General features: G+C 42.4%; 16 protein-coding genes and 1 pseudogene. 12 read left to right on the forward strand and 5 right to left on the reverse strand.

Annotated features, from left to right (window positions below; translation table 11 throughout):
- Positions 1-115 precede the first annotated feature (115 nt).
- The 10 genes and pseudogenes from JMX91_RS08270 to tfpZ all read left to right on the forward strand — a co-directional run bounded on the left by JMX91_RS08270 (position 116) and on the right by tfpZ (position 10590).
- Positions 116-616, forward strand: coding sequence for a Tfp pilus assembly protein FimT/FimU (locus JMX91_RS08270; protein ID WP_227679335.1), 501 nt, complete (start codon positions 116-118; stop codon positions 614-616).
- Positions 616-1206 carry a type IV pilus modification protein PilV gene (pilV, locus tag JMX91_RS08275; protein ID WP_201548503.1) on the forward strand — a complete coding sequence of 197 codons (591 nt, stop codon included), beginning with the start codon at positions 616-618 and terminating at the stop codon, positions 1204-1206. The genes JMX91_RS08270 and pilV overlap by 1 nt, the downstream gene beginning before the upstream one ends.
- Position 1207: 1 nt before the next feature.
- On the forward strand, positions 1208-2344 hold the full coding sequence (locus JMX91_RS08280; RefSeq protein ID WP_201548505.1) for a PilW family protein: 1137 nt from the start codon (positions 1208-1210) through the stop codon (positions 2342-2344).
- Complete coding sequence (locus JMX91_RS08285; protein ID WP_201548507.1) at positions 2344-3159, forward strand: PilX N-terminal domain-containing pilus assembly protein; 816 nt, start codon at positions 2344-2346, stop codon at positions 3157-3159. The genes JMX91_RS08280 and JMX91_RS08285 overlap by 1 nt, the downstream gene beginning before the upstream one ends.
- A 137-nt stretch (positions 3160-3296) precedes the next feature.
- Positions 3297-3491: pseudogene (locus tag JMX91_RS13455) on the forward strand (hypothetical protein); the annotation flags it as partial.
- A 3865-nt stretch (positions 3492-7356) separates the two neighbouring features.
- Positions 7357-7857, forward strand: a complete 501-nt coding sequence (locus JMX91_RS08295) for a type IV pilin protein (protein WP_201548510.1) — start codon at positions 7357-7359, stop codon at positions 7855-7857.
- Positions 7851-8336 (forward strand): type IV pilin protein, encoded by a 486-nt coding sequence (locus tag JMX91_RS08300; protein ID WP_201548512.1) that lies wholly within the window; start codon positions 7851-7853, stop codon positions 8334-8336. The genes JMX91_RS08295 and JMX91_RS08300 overlap by 7 nt, the downstream gene beginning before the upstream one ends.
- 424 nt (positions 8337-8760) lie before the next feature.
- Positions 8761-9228, forward strand: a complete 468-nt coding sequence (locus JMX91_RS08305) for a pilin (protein ID WP_201548514.1) — start codon at positions 8761-8763, stop codon at positions 9226-9228.
- A 130-nt stretch (positions 9229-9358) separates the two neighbouring features.
- Positions 9359-9772: a pilin gene (locus JMX91_RS08310; RefSeq protein ID WP_201548516.1), complete on the forward strand. Its 414-nt coding sequence runs from the start codon at positions 9359-9361 to the stop codon at positions 9770-9772.
- 29 nt (positions 9773-9801) lie between these two features.
- Positions 9802-10590, forward strand: a complete 789-nt coding sequence (tfpZ, locus tag JMX91_RS08315; RefSeq protein WP_201548518.1) for a TfpX/TfpZ family type IV pilin accessory protein — start codon at positions 9802-9804, stop codon at positions 10588-10590.
- An 87-nt stretch (positions 10591-10677) separates the two neighbouring features.
- On the opposite strand, the gene fdxA is transcribed toward tfpZ, so the two are convergent.
- Together fdxA and mutS are read right to left on the reverse strand one after the other, a co-directional pair.
- Complete coding sequence (gene fdxA, locus JMX91_RS08320) at positions 10678-11001, reverse strand: ferredoxin FdxA (RefSeq protein ID WP_131656275.1); 324 nt, start codon at positions 10999-11001, stop codon at positions 10678-10680.
- A 97-nt stretch (positions 11002-11098) separates the two neighbouring features.
- Positions 11099-14200, reverse strand: a complete 3102-nt coding sequence (gene mutS, locus JMX91_RS08325; RefSeq protein WP_201548520.1) for a DNA mismatch repair protein MutS — start codon at positions 14198-14200, stop codon at positions 11099-11101.
- Between the two features lie 462 nt (positions 14201-14662).
- Here mutS and secA point away from each other — a divergent pair, with 462 nt between their 5' ends.
- Together secA and JMX91_RS08335 are read left to right on the forward strand one after the other, a co-directional pair.
- Entirely contained in the window at positions 14663-17464 is a 2802-nt protein-coding gene (gene secA / locus JMX91_RS08330) for a preprotein translocase subunit SecA (protein WP_201548522.1), read from the forward strand.
- A gap of 241 nt (positions 17465-17705) precedes the next feature.
- On the forward strand, positions 17706-18239 hold the full coding sequence (locus JMX91_RS08335; protein ID WP_201548524.1) for a hypothetical protein: 534 nt from the start codon (positions 17706-17708) through the stop codon (positions 18237-18239).
- Positions 18240-18363: 124 nt separating this feature from the next.
- Here JMX91_RS08335 and JMX91_RS08340 read toward each other — a convergent pair whose 3' ends face one another.
- The 3 genes from JMX91_RS08340 to JMX91_RS08350 all read right to left on the reverse strand — a co-directional run bounded on the left by JMX91_RS08340 (position 18364) and on the right by JMX91_RS08350 (position 21691).
- Positions 18364-18930, reverse strand: coding sequence for a YsnF/AvaK domain-containing protein (locus JMX91_RS08340; protein ID WP_201548526.1), 567 nt, complete (start codon positions 18928-18930; stop codon positions 18364-18366).
- A 332-nt stretch (positions 18931-19262) separates the two neighbouring features.
- The gene (locus JMX91_RS08345) at positions 19263-20111 is read right to left on the reverse strand and encodes a DUF2382 domain-containing protein (RefSeq protein WP_201548528.1); all 849 of its coding nucleotides are present in this window, start codon (positions 20109-20111) and stop codon (positions 19263-19265) included.
- Between the two features lie 398 nt (positions 20112-20509).
- Positions 20510-21691, reverse strand: a complete 1182-nt coding sequence (locus JMX91_RS08350) for a thiolase family protein (protein WP_201548530.1) — start codon at positions 21689-21691, stop codon at positions 20510-20512.
- Positions 21692-21720: the final 29 nt, after the last annotated feature.

A 21720-nucleotide genomic window follows, 5' to 3' on the forward strand; every position in this document is an offset into this window, starting at 1 on the left:
TGTTATTTAGTACATTGAATATAAAGTTATTAATAAAAGCGATATAAAATTTTTATTATTTTTAAGTCATGGTTGATATCAGACAGACACTAGCAGTTATAAACAGGGATTTGATGTGAACGCATCTATGAATAGTCTACCGATCTCGCTACGGAAAGCCAGTTCAGGCTTTACCTTAATTGAATTAATGGTAACCATTGCTGTTCTTGCCATTATTGCGGGTATTGCGGCGCCTAATATTAGTACCCAGCTTGCCAATCAGCGCGTGAAGTCGACGGCTGCGACGCTTGAAAATGCATTAAAAGAAGCTAAGGCTGAGAGTATCATCCGTCGACAAGACGTCAGTGTTATATATGATGCCTCTGCTACGCCGAAAAGTGTTACTTTGCAGGCCAATGGCAATAATATATCTAGCTATACGGTTAGTGTAAGCAGTACGATAAGTATTACACCTACAACAGCAACGACAGTTGTTTTTCAGCCCAATAAATTAATTGCAGGTGACGACGAAATATTGTATTCCATATGCGATAGTGGCTCTAGTAATGAAACGCTTGGGCAAGTACGTGTCAATAAAACTGCTAATATTGATACCGTATATTCTGGGAACTGCTAATGACAACTAAATCTGGACAGAAAGGTGTGGGACTCATCGAAGTGATGGTTGCACTATTGCTGCTAATGGTAGCGATACTAGGCTATACGGCTTTGCAGGGTCAGGCTATTAATTCGACGAATGAAGCATATGAACGCACCCAGTCTCTAGTGATGATGCGCACAATAGCCGAAAAGATACGAGCCAATCCTTCTGGTATAGCGACTTACGAAAATCAGATAAACGCTTCTGCTGCCAATAGTGCGCCAGCTAAGCAGTGCGGTCTAAATGGTGAGGCAATAACGGCGCTCTGTACCCCAGCGGAGGTTGCTGAAGCTGAAAGTTATCTATTTAAAACAGAACTGGCTAACTATGATTTTCAGATTCAGATGCATCCTTGCCCTAATACAGGCGGTACAGGTACAGATGCGGCAAACAACATTATGTTCTCTTACTGTCTTATTGCAGCGTGGGGCGATACCACACCTACTATCGGTACAAATGGTGAAATCGATTGTCTCACTGAAAGAGTAGTGGGTGAGGATGATGTTGTAGAAGCGGCTGGTGGTAATTATCACGTCAAGGCGACATGTATGATGATGGAGATATAATATGAAGACGATCGTTCATACGTGTATCAAGCAGCCTACATCATATTTGAGTCATATATCTAAGTCTTCTGCTCGTAACAGTGGTTTTACTTTGGTTGAGCTGATGATAGCGCTGGTATTAGGTCTACTAATATCAGCTGCTGCGCTTCAGATTTTTTATACCAGTTCTGTAAACAGCCGTAGACAAGAAGCAAGCTCACAGATTCAAGACAATGCAACTTTTGGCTTGGCCCAAATGCAAAAGCATATCAGGCGTGCCAATTATGGTGCCAAGCCAACAGCGACTTTTGATGAATATTTTATGAATCATAGAACACCGCAAGGGGGCGTTGTACTGACTGCGCCTACTGGAACACCTCTTGTAAGCGGTGGAGCCAAAAACTGGCTAACAGACAATTTATCGGGTTTAGTGTTAGATGGAGCTGCCATTTCATCAGAATGGCTAACTCAGAATCAGTCAGCAAAGAGCAAAAGTAATCTGGATGGTATAGACAATAGTGACCAGCTAACTATTCAGTATCAGGCAGGTTCTGCAAGTATGTTTGATTGTGAAGGCGCTGCCATACCAGAAGGGTTTTATGTGATTGAGCGTTATTTTGTTCGAGATGCAGGACTGGCATGTGCATCAGCCATTTACAACTATGAGGAAGATGCTGCTGGAAAACCTGCAGGTATTGATATAAAAAATTATACTGTACCAGCAGTTCCTGCAATTCCGGCGGTAACTACACCGCCTACGGCAGCCGCTGTGCCAGCAGTAGCAGCGAAAGTGAAGTCTAACAATCTGACAGAGGACGGCACAGTCATCATTCCTAATGTAGACTACTTTAGAGTGATGTTAGGTATATCGTCCAGTACAGATTTTGCGACTGATCCTGCTAGTGCACGTATTTCTTATATGCCAATACCAGCAACTGTTAACACACTCAATAACCAGCGTATCTTTGGTATACAGTTCGGTATATTGGCACGCTCAGACAATCCCACTGCAACAGCACAAGACAACAATGCTCTGAGATTTACCATACTTGATAAAAGTAATCAAAGCTTAAACGCTGCAACGGTATCTGGACCAAAAAATCTGCGTAATGTGTACGAAAGCACTGTACTGATTCGCAACGCGAGAGGTGGGTTGTAATGAACAATCAGATCAGAACAGACCGACAGAAAATAATTGCAACCACTATGCATAGGGAGTCTGGTGCCGTACTCATCGTGGTACTACTGGTATTGATATTGATATTGATCGTAGGAGCGATAGCCGTTCGGCAAAGTACCACAGACCTTAGAGTGGCAACAGCAGGCCAAGTCAATCAGCTTTTGTTTCAAGCAAATGATGCAGCGTTTATGAAAGTAGAAAAAGAAGATCGAATTCTAAGTAATAGTCGAGAGGATATCGATGTACTCAAAGGTTATATGTCAAATATAGAACGAGCTGGTCATGAAGTGAGTTTATGTGTGCGACCACGTAGTACTCGATTATTCAGTATTCTCGAGATCAGTGAGCGTAATGAAAATGGCGATTTACTGACAAATCGAAATAATGGATATTGTGACCCTAGTGACAGCAATGACTATGTGAGCGAAGGTCGAGTTATCACACAATTGTCATTTGTCAGACCTGATGACTCAAGCTCAGAAGGGGCATTCGGCAGAGAGGTGTCAGGCACTTATTCTGGTGATTTTACAAAACCAGAAACAGGTGGGAACGCTACTATCAGTTGTACTAAGTTTGAAGGTTATGCAACATCAGTCATACCTGCTTTTTCTGATGTACCGTTAGGCGATGCAAGTAGTACAGGAACAGCGACTATTGCGGGTTGTTTTAAGCAGCCACGTACAGGAGCATCTACCGTTGATACCTGTCTTGCTGCATTAGGTGTGCCTTTTCAGACACATCAACAGCAGTATATCAATCAGCCTGTAGGCGTAGAGTGTCTCTCTGGCAGCTAAAGATCAGTTAACGCATTGCAGATGATTTTTTTAAAATAGATTAAGTAAAAGCGGTAGGTTTTATAGACCGAAATCAAATCATACAGGTGGTTATTATGAAAATCTCACGCGGTAAAAAAATTAATGCGTCCTACACCATGACAAAAAAACGGTCTATAAAATTACTGTCGCTTGCCATACTGGCATCAGCAACCAGTAGCGTCAATCATGCCAGTGATCTTGAGATATACCAAGCACCAGAGGGCGGCAAGGTTGTCATCACCATGATGCTGGATAACTCAATCAGTATGAGTTATACAAGGCAGTCTGACAGCATCAATAATGACTATGGTATAACAGGAAATACTTATCAGTATGATATTACACAACCTATTTATGATAACAATGGTATAGAAATCAATGGCTCTTCTGTGAGTTACAGAGTGTATTATCGTGTGAGCAACGATAAGCTGTATTTCGATCGCATATCACGTTTAAAGATGGCATTGATTCCTATGTTTGCCAACCCCAAAAGTGATGAAGGATTTGGTGCTGAGACGAACCTTGATAAATATATGATTGGCTTTGGTAGCTTTTTTGGGGATAGCCGAGAAGGTGGCGGTAAAATAGATGCGCCAGCCATGCCTCTAACGCTTGCAAATAGAAAAGAACTGCTTGGAAAGTTAGTTAATCTAAAACCAGAGACATTTACGCCGATCGCAAATGCTTATGCCGAGGCAGGTGCATATATGCTTGGGACTAATACGCAGGCAGGTGCATCCAAACTAGTATACGAAGAGATGGGGTATTCAGCCTATGAAGATAAAAATAATGGTAAAGGCAATGATAAAAAACAATACGTATTATATGAGTGTGATGATAGAAAATCAGATTTGATTACAAGAAAAGGCTATACTTACTATCCTTGTAAATCCAATGAATATGATGATGAGGATAAAGCTGATGAGAAAGAAAATTTAGATCTTGATGAGATTGGTATTGATAGAGGTGATATTTATGTGACATATGAAGAAGACGATAAAACTTATTATCTAAAATTAATAGATAATGGTGATGATAACTTATCTGAGAGTGGTTTTTCGCGATCAGAAGATAGTACCAAAAATGCGACAACGTATAACTCCCCCATTGATGGGTCAGACAATCAATGCAACGGCTACGGTATTTACTTTTTGACTGATGGTGAACCAAACGTAGCATCTGACGAAACAATTAATTTAATGAACAATAGTTTGTCAAATAGTACGCTAACTATGGGGAACTCATGCAATTCCGATCTAGCAAACTCAGGCGCTAGGTTTGGCAATGCCTCAGGTTGGCAGTGTATTGGTGAGTATGGCCCACTATTAAACAGTATCAGTAATTCTAAAAAGACAGCGATAAAGACGGCGACCGTCGGCTTTGGTAGCGTTTATCAGACATTATCTGAAATACCGAAAGTAACCAAAAATGTGAGGCTTGATAACGGCACAGTGGAAGCACGAGAAGTGTATAACTGTGACGGTGTGTCGGATAGGGACGCCAAAAACTTATGCAAACTGGGTGAAAAGGGCTATGAGTTCGGTGAAGGCGGGTTTTACTATACCAAAGAGAGCAAGGATATCTCTGACAGTGTAAAAAGTTTTGCAAAATCTTTAGGTGACAATGTCATCCAGCCCATATCGACAGGGACGATGTCAGTACCGCTAGATAGCTTAAGTGGATTAAAGTCACGTGGCTTTGCCTACTTACCGATACTAGAGCCAGTACCGAGATCACCACGACTCTGGAATGGCAACCTCAAAAAATATAAAGTAAAAGATGCAACCCTTTTCGGCGCGGATAACAACCCTGTTTTTTCCAATACAGATGGGGAGTTTGCCAAAAACACCCATGATTTATGGAACACTATTACAGATAGTTCACGTATAGATACACTCAGACCCGATCAAAGCAGGCCGCAAGTGGGCGGTGCCTATCAAAAAGTGTTTGAAAACGCGACTCCGCCTACTACTGGTGATCGCAATCTATTTGTTGATAGTGGAAGCGCGCTTGTTAACTTGACAGTCGATGTAGCCAATGTACCTAACAATTTTGACGCACTAACCTCTCTATCTGGCAATGACAGTGAGAAAAATGATAAAAAGCGCGCTTTGCTAAACTTTATGGGTTATCCGGTATCAGACATTGGTGTCACAGATGGCGTCGCGCTCGATGCAACAAAAAATAAATCATTAAAGAATATCGGTGGTGTTTTACACTCTATACCGCAGCTGATTACTCAAAAGGTTAATATTGATGGGGCAGGTAAGTTCGATGTGAGCAGTCGTAAGGATTATGTGCTCTACGGTTCTATGGATGGTGCACTACACATGTTGGACGACAGTACTGGTGAGGAAACTTTTACCTTTATTCCAAAACAGATACTAGAGCTGCAGCCTGATGCCATCAGTGGCGAGGGTAGTGCAGTAAATGGTAGCTATCCTTATGGTGTGGATGCACCTTGGCTAACCTATGCATCCTATACCGTAAAAGCAACTACTGAGGGAGAAGGTGAAAGTGCGCAGACCACAAATAGTTACGAAGCGTCTCAGAGCTTTGCATTAGGTGGACTACGTATGGGCGGGTCAATGTATTATGCCCTAGATGTCTCAAACCCTAAATCACCCAAAATGATCTATAGTGTGGGATCAAACTATGCCAATCGCCAAAAAGGACTTACTACAGATGTAAGAGGTGTAGCAAATGGTATCAGTGCCATTACGACTGCGGCAACAGCAACAGCTGACCAGAAAGCCTATGCTCGCATGGGACAGTCGTGGGGCAAGCCGACGCTTGGTTATGTCAAAAGTGGCGGCAAAAAAGTCATGGTCAGCTTTTTGCCGGGTGGTTATGATGACTGTTATGAAAACCCAAACTTTAAGCTATCTACGGTCAATACCGCCAATCTTGCTTGTAGTAATAAGGCGAGTGCTCAAGGTAATGCCATGTATATGGTACAAGTGGGTGAAGTCGAAATAGATGCGACAAGTAAAGAAGAAACCGTAAAAACTTCTACCAACAATGGCAATTTACTTTGGTGGGCAAGTAATAGCGATAGTAACATCACGGCTGCATCTACGGCTACTAGTCCCTCATTACAGTACTCACAAGCTGATGATCTTAAGCACAGTGTAGTGACGCAGGTCAGAGCTTTGGATCGTAACTATGACGGTTTGATAGATCATATCTACTTTGCTGACTTAGGTGGGCAGGTTTGGCGCGCTGATATCAACAACAATGCAGATACTGCAAACTTTAAAGTAGACCGTGTGGTAAAAGTATTAGACGTTAGTGACCAAGCATCAGACGGAGATGCACCTCCTCGCATCTATGAGCGCCCATTGATTACCTTCCATAATGGTACACACGCTTATATAGACGATGACAATCAAACAGGACAGTACTCAGGCGTACAAGCGATCGTGACAGTAGGCACAGGAGATCGTAGTAGCCCAGTATCTGCAACAAGAAGTACACCTAATGCAATCTATAGCGTGATAGATAAAGACGTCAGTCGTAATGAGTTGTTTTATTACGGTACAGAAACCGCGCCAACGCTGAACTTACGTACACCAGTCATCAAGGTTGCAGGAACCAGTACCAGAAACGACAAGCTGAAAGAGCTCACCTTTACAGATGCAGATCTAGGTACGAATGGTATTAGGGCTGGTATGCAAAACAATACTATTCAAGGCTGGTATATGCCTCTAACACATTGGCTAGATGAAGATGCAAAAATAGGTGGCAAATACAAGCTTAAAATGTTCAATGAACCAGATGCTATCGCTGGGGTATTAATATCTTCTTCTTTTAATCCAGATGAAGGTCAAGCAGCCAATACTTGTAGTGCGGGTGTGATCGGAGAAACACAACGTGAGCGTACCTGTTTGCCTTATGGTGTTTGCCTTGACAATACAAAGTCTGAAATACTGACATCACGCTCATCGTATAGTGCTGGTTTGGGTATCGTTGATAATATCGTTAGTCAGTACAATGATACCTCTACCTTTACCTCGTTAAAAAATTATTGTGAAGGTGATGACTGCGAACCAGAAGTTATCTGTACAGGGGATGACTGTAGTGACGTTAATCAGTGCGTAGGTCCTAACTGTGACGCGGATGCGGGTGTCAATGTCGACCAGCGAATCAATCCACTTAGCTGGATGGAACATTGATATGCTGTTTAAGAGTAGCCACTCGACCAGAGAGGCAGGCTTTACGCTTATAGAGCTGATGGTTACCGTCGCTATCGTTGCTATATTAGCCGCTGTTGCTATACCAAGCTATCGCGCCTTTGTTATTCGCAATGCGGAAGCAGACGTACAGCGAAAAATGCTCTCTCTTTCAAATGAGCTTGAGCAATGGCGTGCCAAAGCTTTGACTTACAAGGGTTTTAAGCCTCAGTCAGATGCTATCGCAAATAGTACGGGAGCAATCAATCAGCCTAATAATAATCCACGTTATACTATTACACTTGGACACATTACAGGTGATACCCCGACATTCAGTACTCTGCATGAGGGAAGTGGGCGCGCTACCAATTGGATAATGGTGGCCACACCAGTAGATTTGACAGGGGCGGATAATTTTTTGCTCTCAAGTCAAGGGTTACGCTGTGCAAGTAATAGCAGTTTTGATGTTACAGATGCAGATTGTACAGGAGCGACAACATGGTAAATGCGGCATCATTAGAGAATGTATCAGTTGAGCCTGTTAGTCAGAAAGGATTTACACTGATAGAGCTGATGATAGTCGTAGCTATCATAGGTGTCTTGGCAGTAATAGCTTATCCAAGCTATCAAGGATATGTTGAGCGCACCAATCGTGCTGATATGATGAGTGAAATGCAGCAGATTGCTGGACGAATAGAGTCTAATAAAATCAATTACAAACGCTACGATAATATACCACTGTCTGCTATATTCTCAGGTACAGTGGCTGCTGATGGTAGCGTGAATTTTCCATCATCGAGTACAGCTTTATATATTGTTACTGTCACGCCTAATGATGCGACTACTCTTACTAGTAAAGATTGGACAGTTACGGCGGCTCCTATAACAGGTACACGCATGGCAGGCGATGGTAACCTAACTCTAGATAGTACTGGAGAAAAATGTAGAGGTACTACATGTGGTGTGGACGATGAATGGCAATAAATGTTTAGTATCCAAATTACTTGACAAAAAACGTCATCTGCAACTACTTTTATCTTCTACAATTTACATAAACTGACAATTTTTAGCAATAAACTGGCAATGTTTTCTATTAATTAAATGTTTTTTAGTGACAAAGTCAATATGATACGATATTTACCCATTTTCAGCGAGCATTATGAGTTACTGGCTAGAACTTATATGACAATAAAACTGAGCTGTTAGTACAACTTATAGATACAGATATATTTTTTGTAGTAGCGCAAAAAGTTGGCACGCTAACTGCAGCAATAGTAACAAGAAGGTTAGAGAAGTAATTTAAGTATTTACTCAAACTAACAACTCTCGTATTTATAATGGATAGCAGATAGTGATACCAAATAGCGTATCAATCGACTTGTTATCACCTTACTCTAAAGGACGTACTATGAACGCTACTACCCAAAAAGGTTTTACCTTAATCGAACTAATGATCGTTATCGCTATTATCGGTATTTTGGCTGCGATCGCTCTACCTGCTTATCAGACATACACCAAAAAAGCACGTTTCACAGAAGTCGTATTAGCCGCATCATCAGTGAAAGGTGCGATTGATACTTGTTATCAGACTCGTGGAGAGGGAGACATAGCAAACTGTGACTCTGCTGGTGAGGTCGGTGCAGACTTAACGGGAGCAGCTACAGGTGACCAAGTAGCAAGCGTCGAGATTTCTGACGGAACCGCTACAACTGAAGACTCTGCAGGCACTGCTGTTACAATTCCAGCTGGTGGTGTATTAGCAACAGGTGATGCAACATCAGTTGATGGTGAAGATTTCGCACTTATTCCTGATGTAACAGGCGACTCAATCGTCTGGTCAGAGGCTGGTACTTGTATCGCTGCTGGCCTATGCTAGTAGGATCGTATTGAGCAATGTAATGATGTAAATCATGTTGCCTAATATTTAAAAAATACCCTATTGACCAATGTTGTTAGTAGGGTATTTTTATGCCCAGTACTTATCTAAATCAATAGGAAGGTGTGCTATGTCAAAACAAAAGGGCTTTACCTTAATTGAGTTGATGATTGTTATCGCCATCATTGGTATCCTTGCTGCAGTTGCACTACCTGCCTATGAAAATTATGCTAAAAAAACCAAGTTCACTGAGGTAATATTTGCGGCTTCAGCAGTCAAAACAAGTATTGATAGCTGCTTTCAAGGAAGAGGGAGTCACATATTGACCAATTGTGATAGTATCTCTGAAGTAAGTATTGATGCGTCTGGAGTGGCATCTGCCAACAACGTCAGCTCCATAAATATTGCACCCAATACCGCTTTGGTAACAGTGACTGGCGAGCCTAGTGTGAACAGTGAGACGTATACACTGCTCCCGACTGTGAGTAATGGCTCCCTAAACTGGACTACTGGTGGCACATGTATTGCCGCAGGCCTTTGTTAACTCCCTGAATCTACTAGGAAATTAGATACATGGTTCAACAACCCATACGAATTTGGGCGGACTCATTTAGAGCAGCTGCTATTCATCTGATAGTGAGCTTACTCATAGTAGGTGCATTAGCACTACTAATATTCAAGGTTTGGTATCCTATGCCATTGGCTACAGCCACTGGTGTATTTACCATATTTGCTATGGTGTTCGTGGTAGATTTGTTCATTGGACCATTATTCACACTAGTTGTTTATAAGAAAAATAAAAAATCACTAGCGTTTGATCTTACCGTAATCGCAATCATTCAGCTTGCAGCGCTTGCTTTTGGTATCTATAGCCTATCGCAAGCCCGTCCAGTATGGTTGAGCTTTTATAACAATCGGTTCGAAGTCGTGAGGCTTAATGATATAGAGAGTGTCTATCTTGAGAAAGCTCCCAAAAATTATACTGAGATGTCACTCACAGGGCCCGAATGGGTAGCGGCAAAACCGGTAGGGGATGCTCAGGAAGTTAAGGATCTAGAGTTTGGCAATAAGCTAGGTGCAAAAATAGCGCATCAACCTGCACTGTACTATCCAATTGAACAAGCTTACCCTGAGATAGCGGCCAAAGCCTATAAGCTATCTGCATTAGAAGCTCCTAATAATAAAGTGGACATCGACAAATATCTCGGTCAAAATCCAAAAGCAGTAGGGTGGCTACCGCTATGGGGGCAACAGCAGCATATGGTTGTTTTAATTGATGAAAGTGGTATGCCTCTTAAAGTTGTGGATTTGCGTCCTTGGACTGAAGAGCAAATGAATACAGTACTAACGTCTACTTTGTAATGATATAAGTAACAAAAAACCACCTAGCAGCAATCGCTATTAGGTGGTTTTTTATTGGTTCAATATATAAATACTTTAAGAAGATAATTACCTTTCTAAATACTGAATCTTTCCTTCTACACCATCCCACTTCGCGGCTTCTGGCATTTGTTCTTTCATCTCAGTAATGTTCGGCCACTTTTGTGCCAGTTCTTCATTTAGCTGAGTAAACATCTCTTGGTCTTTCGGTACTTCATCTTCTGAGAAAATCGCATTGGCTGGACATTCAGGCTCGCATAGTGCGCAATCGATACACTCATCAGGATCGATGACAAGGAAGTTTGGGCCTTCATAAAAGCAGTCCACAGGACAGACTTCTACACAGTCGGTGTATTTGCAAAGAATGCAGTTATCTGTAACGACAAAGGTCATAGTAATGTCTACCTGTTATTGATTTGGCTTTTGGCTAAATAGAATAGTCGAAAATAAAGCGTATTTTAGCGCCTTTACTACGATTTGACAATTCCCTTTAATGACCAATGATTTTCTTCAAATGATAGATCAAATCATGCGCTTGCTTAGGTGTCAGGCTATCAGGATCAATCATGCTTAGCTCATCTTGTAGGCTAAATAGCTGATTTTGTTTTAAATTGTTCATTATGTCTGTCGCTTGAGCGGTATGAGTTATTTTTTGATTAAGAGTAGCATTATTATAACTCTCTTGCCGTTTATCCTTTACTGACTTAGCTAATTCATTTTTATCATCAATAGTTTGTGCTTTATCTACGGCTAAATGGTCTGACTGTAAGTTGTCTGCTAAATAGCGCTTAGCATCCTCTAGCACTTGGGTGGGAATACCAGCCATTTTTGCGACATGCAGCCCAAAGCTAGAACTTGCTGCGCCATCTTTAATTTGATGCAATAGCAATAACTGACCATCAACTTCACTGGCGGCTACATGAACGTTACGGATATCAGCATGATGATTGCCAATATCATTCGTTAATTGTGTCAGTTCAAAATAGTGAGTGGCAAATAATGTCAGACAACCAATCTCGACTAGGCGATTGACACAGGCATGAGCAATGGCCAAACCGTCAGTGGTAGCAGTACCGCGACCGACTTCGTCCATTAATACCAGTGACTTATTGGTGGCTTGATTTAAGATGTTAGCCGTCTCAATCATCTCCACCATAAAGGTCGATTTGCCACCAGCCAAGTCATCAGCTGAGCCGATACGGGTAAATATCCGATCTATGTCACCAATATGCGCAGACTCAGCGGGTACAAAGCTCCCGCAATGAGCAAGCAAAACAATCAGCGCGGTCTGGCGCATATAGGTCGATTTACCACCCATATTAGGGCCGGTAATAAGCAGCAGTCTTTCAGGATGCCCATCACTACCTAGTGCACAGTCATTGGCGACAAAGTGGTTTGTACTTAAGGAATTACCGTTTCTACTGTTGGCGTTTGTTTGATTCAATGCTGCTTCAACCACAACATGACGACCTTGACGAATATCAATGTTGGTTTGATTTTTGGCCACCGATTCGTTTTGGTCTTTTGTATGTAGCCCCATGATTGGGCGCTGCCAGTTATACATTATGGCAAGATAGGCCCAATTGCTTAGCACATCTAGTTGGGCGATAGCCGCGCTAAGCTGCTGTAGATCAGCCAAGTGTTGGTTTAATTGAGTGAGCAGCTCTTGATACAGCTGTTTTTCACGCGCCAACGCCAAGGACTGGGCACTTAGATACTCTGTCTCGACTGCCTTTAGCTCATCAGTGATAAACCGTTCACTACTTTTAAGCGTTTGCCGACGGATAAAGTGGGCAGGAGCATTTTTTGCTTGCATCTTGGGCAATTCAAAGTAAAAGCCGCTAACTTTATTAAAGCCAACTTTTAGACTCGGTAATTGATTGTCTTGACGGGCACGCTCGACCATCTCGTCTAGCGTCGATTGGATATTGTCATGCAAATGGGTAAGACGATCAAACTCTTCATCAAAGCCCGCTGCTAGCATTCCGCCATCACGGATATGCGCAGGGGGTTCAATGACAATAGCGCGCTCGATTAATTCGGCGACGGATTGAACAGCAGGTAGTTGATCTGGCAATTGCTGCATCAGCACTGGTAACAGTCCAGCGTCTTCATGACTGATACCGGATTCTGTCAATAGGGTAGTAAGCTGGGCGCTACTAGCGATACCATCGGCAAGCTTACGTAAGTCACGAGGTTTAGCACTCATTAGCCCGATTCGACTACTGATTCGTTCGATATCGCCAATAGTATTCAGCGTTTCTCGTAAACGTGCAACCAGTAAGCTATCTTTTACATCTTGGTTTGACTGAATTGAGTCACTCTTTGGGTTTAGCAAACAAGTTATCGCATCTAGACGCATATTGATACGTGAATGCTGACGCAGTGGACGTTTCATTTGCTGCACGAGTAAACGCTTGCCCATCGGAGTCTGACAATGATTCAGCACAGATATCAAAGAAGTGCCGTTGCTACTAACAGGGGTAAATAGCTCGAGATTTTGCTGGCTATTGGCATCGATAATCAAATAGTCATCGCTGTACTCAACAATGAGTTGGTTGACTTGAGGCACGTGGCGTTGCTGAGTTTGACGCGCATAGTGGATAAGCGCAGCACAACTGGTTTGTGCAAGTGGAGCCTCATGAATGCCCAACCCATCGAGACGCTGGACTTCGAACTGCTGACAAAGCGTGTCACTGGCATGCTCACGATGGAAATCATTGGCAGCGACTTCTATAATAGGGCAGTCCATATTTTGTCGTAACCACAGTAGCCACTCTGTATCATTGCTTCCAATGCTGTCGCCAACGCTATCAATAAGCGCTTCACTAATGATACATTCACTAGGCGCAAAACGTGCAAGTACCGTCAGCATTTGAGTTCGTAAATTATCGATATCGTTTTTGTCTGCTATCAGTGTCTGGGTAGTCAGTGTGCCTGCAGCCAAATCCATCTGGCTAACGGCTGCTTGTAACGTCTGGCTATGGTCTTGCGTTTTCATAGTCGCAATATCGATGGCAACCACAGTCGGCGTATGATTAGGTGCAATCAATGCATCATCGGTAATAGTACCTGCCGTCAGCGTCTTAACCACTTCGCGGCGCATGATGCTACCAGCAGCAGATTTTCTTTTGTCTTTCTTTTGCTTGTCGCCCATTGCAGGGACATTAGACTTATTATCAGCGTTGCCAGTTGTCGATTCGTCAATTTGTTCGCATACAACTACTGTCTGACCAGCCGCGATCAAGCGTGCCATATAGCTATCGGCTGCATGAAACGGTACACCCGCCATCGCTATCGTATTGCCTGCTTTATCCGTACCACGGCGCGTCAATGTGATATCTAATATTTGCGCCGCTCGCTTAGCATCGTCAAAGAAAAGCTCATAGAAGTCACCCATCCGGTACAAGAGCAATGCTTGTGGATAGTTGGCTTTCATGGTTAGATATTGCACCATCATCGGCGTATGGTCTGCTAGCTTGTAGACGGCATCGCCTATACTTAAGCAGTCAGAGTTCTCTTGTTTTGATAAGGGTTTTTCTGATGAGTTAGGATTTGACGACTGATTTTGTCCAGATGGCTTTACGGTCATGCAGAGTCTCTTATAGTGCTTTAATGAGTGGTAATGAGTATTTTGTGATAGGGGTACTAAAGGGTTATTTTTCTTATATATGAGTTTGATGTATAGCTTTGAGCTTTGGCTTTATCAATAAGCCAGTCACTTGTAGATAAATGGCTTAACGACAAATTTTGAGCCAAGATGCAGTGGTAGCAAGCGTATAAAAATCAAAATGTAAAAAATAAATAAAGTCGCTAAAAAAGCTAAGAAATTTAACAAGGTATTCGCTATTTTAACACGTCCTACTAGGTTTTTACTGTGGCAAATATCTACTCGTTGCCCTTGTATCCATCAGCGTCATAACCATATATAATGACGGCACACTTAATTGGGCGATACTAAATTAGGTAGTACTTAGTCGGGTGATGACAAGGCAGAGAGCTAAGCTTTGGCTAATGCGCACTAATTATCGAATATTCCATAGGTCAAAAAATTATGTTATCAAAGATTATAGGCAGTGTGGTTGGCACCAAAAATGACCGCGAATTAAAACGCATGCGTAAAGTGGTCAGCAAGATCAACGCACGAGAGGCTGAAATACAAGCCCTGTCTGATGAGCAACTACAACAAAAAACTGAAGAATTTAAAGCCAGACATCAAAAAGGCGAAAGCTTAGATGCATTATTGCCAGAAGCATTTGCTGTCTGCCGCGAAGCATCATTACGTGTCAACGGCATGCGTCACTATGATGTGCAGCTGATCGGTGGTATCACCTTGCACGAAGGTAAAATCGCTGAGATGAAAACTGGTGAAGGTAAAACCCTAATGGGAACTTTGGCCATGTACCTAAATGCGATCAGCGGTAAAGGGGTTCATCTGGTCACGGTCAACGATTATTTGGCCGCGCGTGATGCTGAGCTAAACCGTCCGTTGTTTGGGTTTTTGGGTATGACTGTGGGTGTGATTTACTCACAGCAGCCGCCACAAGAAAAAATCGCAGCGTATCAAGCCGACATTACCTATGGTACCAATAACGAATACGGTTTTGATTATCTACGCGATAACATGGTCTTTAGCCTTGCGGAGAAAAAACAGCGCCCGCTAAACTTTTGTATTATCGATGAAATTGACTCAATCTTGATTGATGAGGCTCGTACGCCGCTTATTATTTCGGGTCAAGCTGAAGATTCATCACGCATGTATGCGCTGATTAATACGATTATTCCTGTGCTAATCCGTTCAAAAGACGAAGAAGCGAACAAGAATAACGAAGAAGAAGACTTTTGGATTGATGAAAAAAATCGCCAGATTGAGATCAGTGAAAAAGGCTATGAGAAAATCGAGCGCTTCTTAATCGAAGTGGGCGAGCTGGGTGAAAACGAAAGCTTGTATAGCCCAAGTCGTTTGCCACTTTTGGCTCACGTTCAAGCTGCCATTCGTGCGCATCACGTGTTTGTCAAAAACGTTCACTATATCGTCGATGAAGGCGAAGTGGTCATCGTTGATGAAAATACAGGCCGTACTATGCCTGGTCGTCGCTGGTCAGAAGGCTTGCATCAAGCAGTAGAAGCGAAGGAAAACGTTGAGATTCAAGCAGAAAACCAAACGCTTGCCACAACGACATTCCAGAACTACTTCCGTTTATACGACAAGTTATCTGGTATGACGGGTACCGCTGATACTGAAGCTGCCGAGTTCAAATCGACTTATGATCTAGATGTCATCGTGATTCCAACGCATGAGCCGATTGCTCGTATCGATATGGATGACCAGATTTTCTTAACCAAGTTAGGCAAATACAAAGGCATCATTCGCGAAATTAAAGAAATTCAAGCCAAAGGCGCGCCAGTACTGGTTGGTACAGCGACGATTGAGGCCAGTGAAGAGTTGTCTTACTTGCTTGACCAAGAAGGCGTTAAGCACAACGTTCTAAACGCCAAGCAGCATGAGCGTGAAGCAGAAATTATCGCACAGGCAGGTAGTCCAAAGTCAGTCACGATCGCAACCAACATGGCAGGCCGTGGTACGGATATTATCCTTGGTGGTAACTGGCAGTCGTTTATCGAAGATATCGATGCGGTTAGCCCAGAAGAGATGCAGCGTCTAAAGTCTCAATGGCAAGTCAAGCATGACCAAGTCGTAGCAGCTGGTGGTTTACATATCATCGGCTCTGAACGTCATGAGTCACGCCGTATCGATAACCAGCTACGTGGTCGTGCTGGTCGTCAGGGTGACCCTGGTATGTCACGCTTTTTCCTATCGCTTGAAGATGATCTGATGCGTATCTTCGCAGGCGATCGTGTGGTCAATATGATGCGTGCGATGGGTCTTAAGGAAGATGAGGCCATCGAACATAAAATGGTCTCTAAATCGATCGAAAATGCGCAAGGCAAAGTTGAGAGTCGCGATTTTGATGCTCGTAAAAACCTACTGAAATACGATGATGTTGCCAATGAACAGCGTAAAGTTATCTACGGTCAGCGTGATGATTTATTAGCAGAGATGGACTTATTAGAAGCCATCGAAGTGATGCATCATGAAGTATATAACGCGATGATTAATCAGTTTATTCCGCCTGGCTCTATTGATGATCAGTGGAATATTGATGGATTAGAAGACGAGTTAGAAGACGAGTTCAAAATCTCAATGCCGATTAATGATTGGTTAGATGAAGATCGTCGTCTGGATGAAGAAGGTCTGCGTGAGAAAATCGTTCAAACAGCGATAGATCGTTATCACAGTCGCCGTGAGCAGATGGGTGAAAAAGACGCAGCTCAGCTTGAGCGTCATTTCATGCTACAGAGTCTAGATAAGCATTGGAAAGAGCATTTAACTCAGATGGATCAGCTACGTAAAGGGATTCATTTACGTGGTTATGCACAGAAAAACCCTGAGCAAGAATACAAGCGTGAGTCGTTTGAATTGTTCCAGATGATGCTTGGTGCGATTAAGTCTGAAACAGTACAAGACTTGTCACGTGTTCATATCCCAACCAAGGAAGAACTGGAAGCATTAGAAATTCAGCAACGTGAGAACGCTGCCCATATGCAAATGCAGTTCGAACATGACGATGTAGATAATTTGGATAGCAATGCGAGTGGTTCAGCTGCTCAGCCGCAACCACAAAGCCGCAATCTAAACAACGGTGCTGCGGCAGCTGGCGTTGGTGCTGCTATAGCAGGTAACGGTAGTAATGCTAACGAACCAAACCCATATGCAGGTATGAATATCAGTCGTAATGCAGCGTGTCCTTGTGGATCAGGTCTTAAGTACAAGCAGTGTCATGGTAAAATCTAGTTGTTATTCATGATAAGTTAATAGCTATGTATTGAACTGCTATTAAAGACAGCCTTTATCTGAAAAAGCCCTTATCTTAAGTAGGTAGGGGCTTTTTTATATCTGCTAGATAACTTATGCAAACTTAAAACTTGCTAGACTAAGACCAACAAACACTTTGTATTGATTACTTACAAATTCAGCATAGGCGTGAATTTATGGACACGCTATAGTGTTTAACATATTTATTTGGGAGAGTGTCATGAGTGTAGAATTCTTAAAAAAAGTACGCAGCTCAGTAGTTTTAACAAGTTTGTTGGCTGGCGCCTTGACGGTCAGTGCTTGTCAGCAACAATCAGAGCCAGAGTCGGGAATGGAAGACGGTACTAATACAGAAGAGTCCGTTCCAATGTCAGCGGAGCCTGCTGAACCTAGTGATGTCGTCGTCGATACCGAAGACGCTTCACTTAACGAAGTAGAAGGTGATACCACCGCTTCAGTAAACAGCGGTGTGATGCAGATGTCATATCTATGTACACCTGAACTAAAAGTTGAGGCGACTTATAAAGAAGATGCCAATCAAGTTGTTGTCGCAACTGACATGGGTACAGTAACGTTGAACCAAACCAATGAAGGTAGTAATCCTGAGGTGTTTGAAGTGGCGACCGCAATTGATGGTGGTCAAGGATTCACACAATGGCGCGTAGGGCATGAAGCTCGTAAAACTGGCGTTATGCGTACTGCTGGTGCAGATGAGTCAAATGTTAATACATTCGAGTGTAATGAAGCTTCGTAATTTGTCTTCAATATTTAGTAAGTGATAGGCATCAAAAAAGCAACGCTAAGATAGCGTTGCTTTTTTATGTTGTGAAATAATCTTTATCAATCATACAATTTCGTAGTGGCTAAACTATCAGCGCTTATTTTAACGGAGTTGTATCAGAACCATGAGCCAACAGACCTTCTTCAGTCACATCTAACTCTTCATGCTTGAGCTCTACTTGAATACTATCAGTATGCACATGGGTGCTTTTGTTAATTTCGATATCTTGAATAGCGTAGGTGTCTTTGGTAATGGTAGCCACTTGGCGAGATAGCACAATATCAATCGGTTCATCGCCAATCTCTATTTGTTTGCCATTAATGGTCACTACGGCTTTGCTATCTAAAGAAGGCTCGACATGGCGCAATATATCTTTTTCATCATAGTTACCAGAGAGTAAGTCTTGGCTCTCTGCATCATGATACTCAGTACGAATGGTGATATATTCTTCTACCAACTCAATTGGCACTTCGACAGTTTTAGTACGTGAATGCTTGGTGACGGTCACTTTACCCACATCCAAGCGCTCTTTATTAATCACAGGACGTTCTTCTAATAGCTCTAAGTGTCCAACATTAACAGTATTATTCGTCTGCTTCGTTGAGATATTTTGTTCTTTATCCAAGTTATCTTGGTAAAGGCTGTTTCCATTTTCAGTAGTCATTATTATTCCTTTATAATTATAAAATGATGAATTTCTAATAATTTCAAACGTAATATATTAACTAACCACATATATTAACTAACCACATATATTAACTAACCACATATATTAACTAACCACATATATTAACTAACCACATATATTAACTAACCACATATATTAATTAGTTACATTTAATACTATAAACCATTCACTCATGTTATGAATACAAAAAAGACCAGAGACATGCTCTGATCTTAATGGCTAAACATATGAGCTTAGCTACTTACTATCATCATATTTAACTGACGGTATAGGAAGCTTACGTCGTTAAACTATGACGTATTAGCATATTACATGCCACGAGCACGGCGTACATCTTCTGCTGTGATACCATCACGGTCTACTAAGTTACCCTCACGGTCAACCACGTTGCCGTCGCCATCAACATCTAGCTCTTCACGTTGAATGGTCTCAATTAGGGTTTCGGTATGGTGATCGGTCGTTTTACCGACATTTACTTCTTCAGAAACATAGGTTTCTTTGCTGACGCGAGCACGTTCGGCCTGTAGTTCGACTTCAACTGTTTCAGTAGCATCGAGGTCACCAATACGACGGTCTGTTGGACGATCTACGCTAGTACGTTGGATATTGGCATGTTCTTCTTCTAAATCTACATCGACATTGCGCTCTTCAGTAACGACATGCTTACCTACTTTTACTAGACCAGCAACGATACGGTCTTTATTTACCGTCAGACGCTCTTCTAATAGCTCCAGTGTATTTGGTGCATCATAAGAGTGATCTTCAATATCAACGCGATCTTCTACAGGAAGTGTATCGGCGTTAAACGCTTGACGATCTCTTTCATACTGCTCTTTGTAGCTGTACTGATAGTCGTGATCGTATACTTCCATGGCTTCTACTTGTGTTTTTGTTAAGCTATCAAAGAAGACATCATCACCAACGATACGCGCTAAACCTGCTGGTACCAGTACTTCTTTTGAACTAAACCAGCCGCCTGCATCTACGATTAAGTAACGAATACGACCAGTCGTGTCTTCCACTAGGGCGCCTTCGATCTTACCGATTTTCTCTTCGTTGATACCATAAGCAGTTTTGTGCGTTGGGTCATAATAGTCATCACCAATTAAGTCTTGATGAGTAGCTTGAATATCTTTTAAACGGATTAGTTGACTCATTGTTATATTCCTTTTTTGCGAGTTTATTTTTTATAATGTAATGGTTGGTGTTGTTATTAATTTTTAGTAAAACCATATTTATTACAGTTGAGGGTAAGTCAAATGAATAGCTTCCCTATCAACTTGTAGCTATCCTAACACCGTGATTTTTGATGAGATATATGAGCAAGGTAGCAAAGTGTGCGCTTGCAGTAATTGCGTGTAATAGGCTGTAAGTGGCATAACATAGGAGGGGGTAGAAGTTAACGAGTCTTTACACAGAGTAATATTCAACATTCATCGAAAAAAAGCAGACACAAAAAAACCGCATCACCATTAGCAATGCGGTTTCTCAATGAACAATAATTACATAAGTATTACTTAGCTAACTTACTTTAAGTCAGTTAGACCTGCTTTATTTAAGCAAGTTCAATAGCAACAGCTACCGCTTCACCACCACCGATACATAGCGTTGCGATGCCTTTTTTGCCACCAGTGCGCTTTAGAGAGTTGATAAGCGTAATTAGAATACGAGCACCTGAACAGCCTACTGGATGACCAAGGGCACATGCACCGCCTTCGATATTTACTTTAGCATGGTCAAGTTTCAGCTCGTCCATCGCAGCCATAGTAACCATCGCAAAGGCTTCATTGATTTCCCATAGATCTACGTCATCTACTGACCAGCCAGCACCTGCTAATACTTTTTCGATGGCACCAATTGGCGCAATAGTAAATTCGCTTGGGTGACGTGAGTTTGAGGCAGTAGCAACGATACGAGCTTGGTAGTTAAGGCCTTCAGCTTTCGCTTGTGACTCTTTCATTACTACGACTGCTGCAGCACCGTCTGAGATTGAGCTGGCGTTTGCAGCAGTAATCGTACCATCTTTAGCAAATGCTGGACGCAAAGTAGGAATACGATCAGCATTAGCAAGGGCAGGTTGCTCATCGGTATCAACAGTTTGCTCGCCTTTGCGAGTGGCAAACGTAACAGGCTCAATCTCATCTTTAAAGTGGTTGTCTTTGATAGCAGTCAGCGCACGGTTTAATGACTCAATAGCAAACTCATCCATTTGCTCACGTGTATAGCCTTTTTCATCAGCCATTTCCTGAGCAAACATACCCATTAGCTTACCAGTATCAGCATCTTCTAGGCCATCTAAGAACATATGGTCTTTGACTTCTTTGTGACCCATACGATAGCCGCCACGTGAACCTGGCATAATATACGGTGCATTGGTCATTGACTCCATGCCGCCTGCGACTGCAACGTCGAAGCTACCGGCTTTGATACCGTCATGCGCTTGCATGACTGCTTTTAGGCCTGAACCACAAAGCTTATTGATCGTGACAGCACCAGTCGCATCCGGTAGACCTGCTTTACGCATGGCTTGACGGGCAGGGCCTTGACCCAGACCTGCCGTCAAGATACAACCCATAATGACTTCATCAACACTGTCAGCGCTAACACCTGAGCGTTCAACAGCAGCTTTGATAGCGGCGGCACCCAGCTCGGTAGCACTCATGTCTTTTAGTGCGCCTTGAAAGCCACCCATTGGTGTACGTGCGCCGTTTAGGATTACAATTGCATCATTTGACATCGTTATTATTCCTTGTTGTGCGTTTTGAT

It is taken from the genome of Psychrobacter sp. Pi2-1, assembly GCF_904846645.1.
Taxonomy (GTDB): domain Bacteria; phylum Pseudomonadota; class Gammaproteobacteria; order Pseudomonadales; family Moraxellaceae; genus Psychrobacter.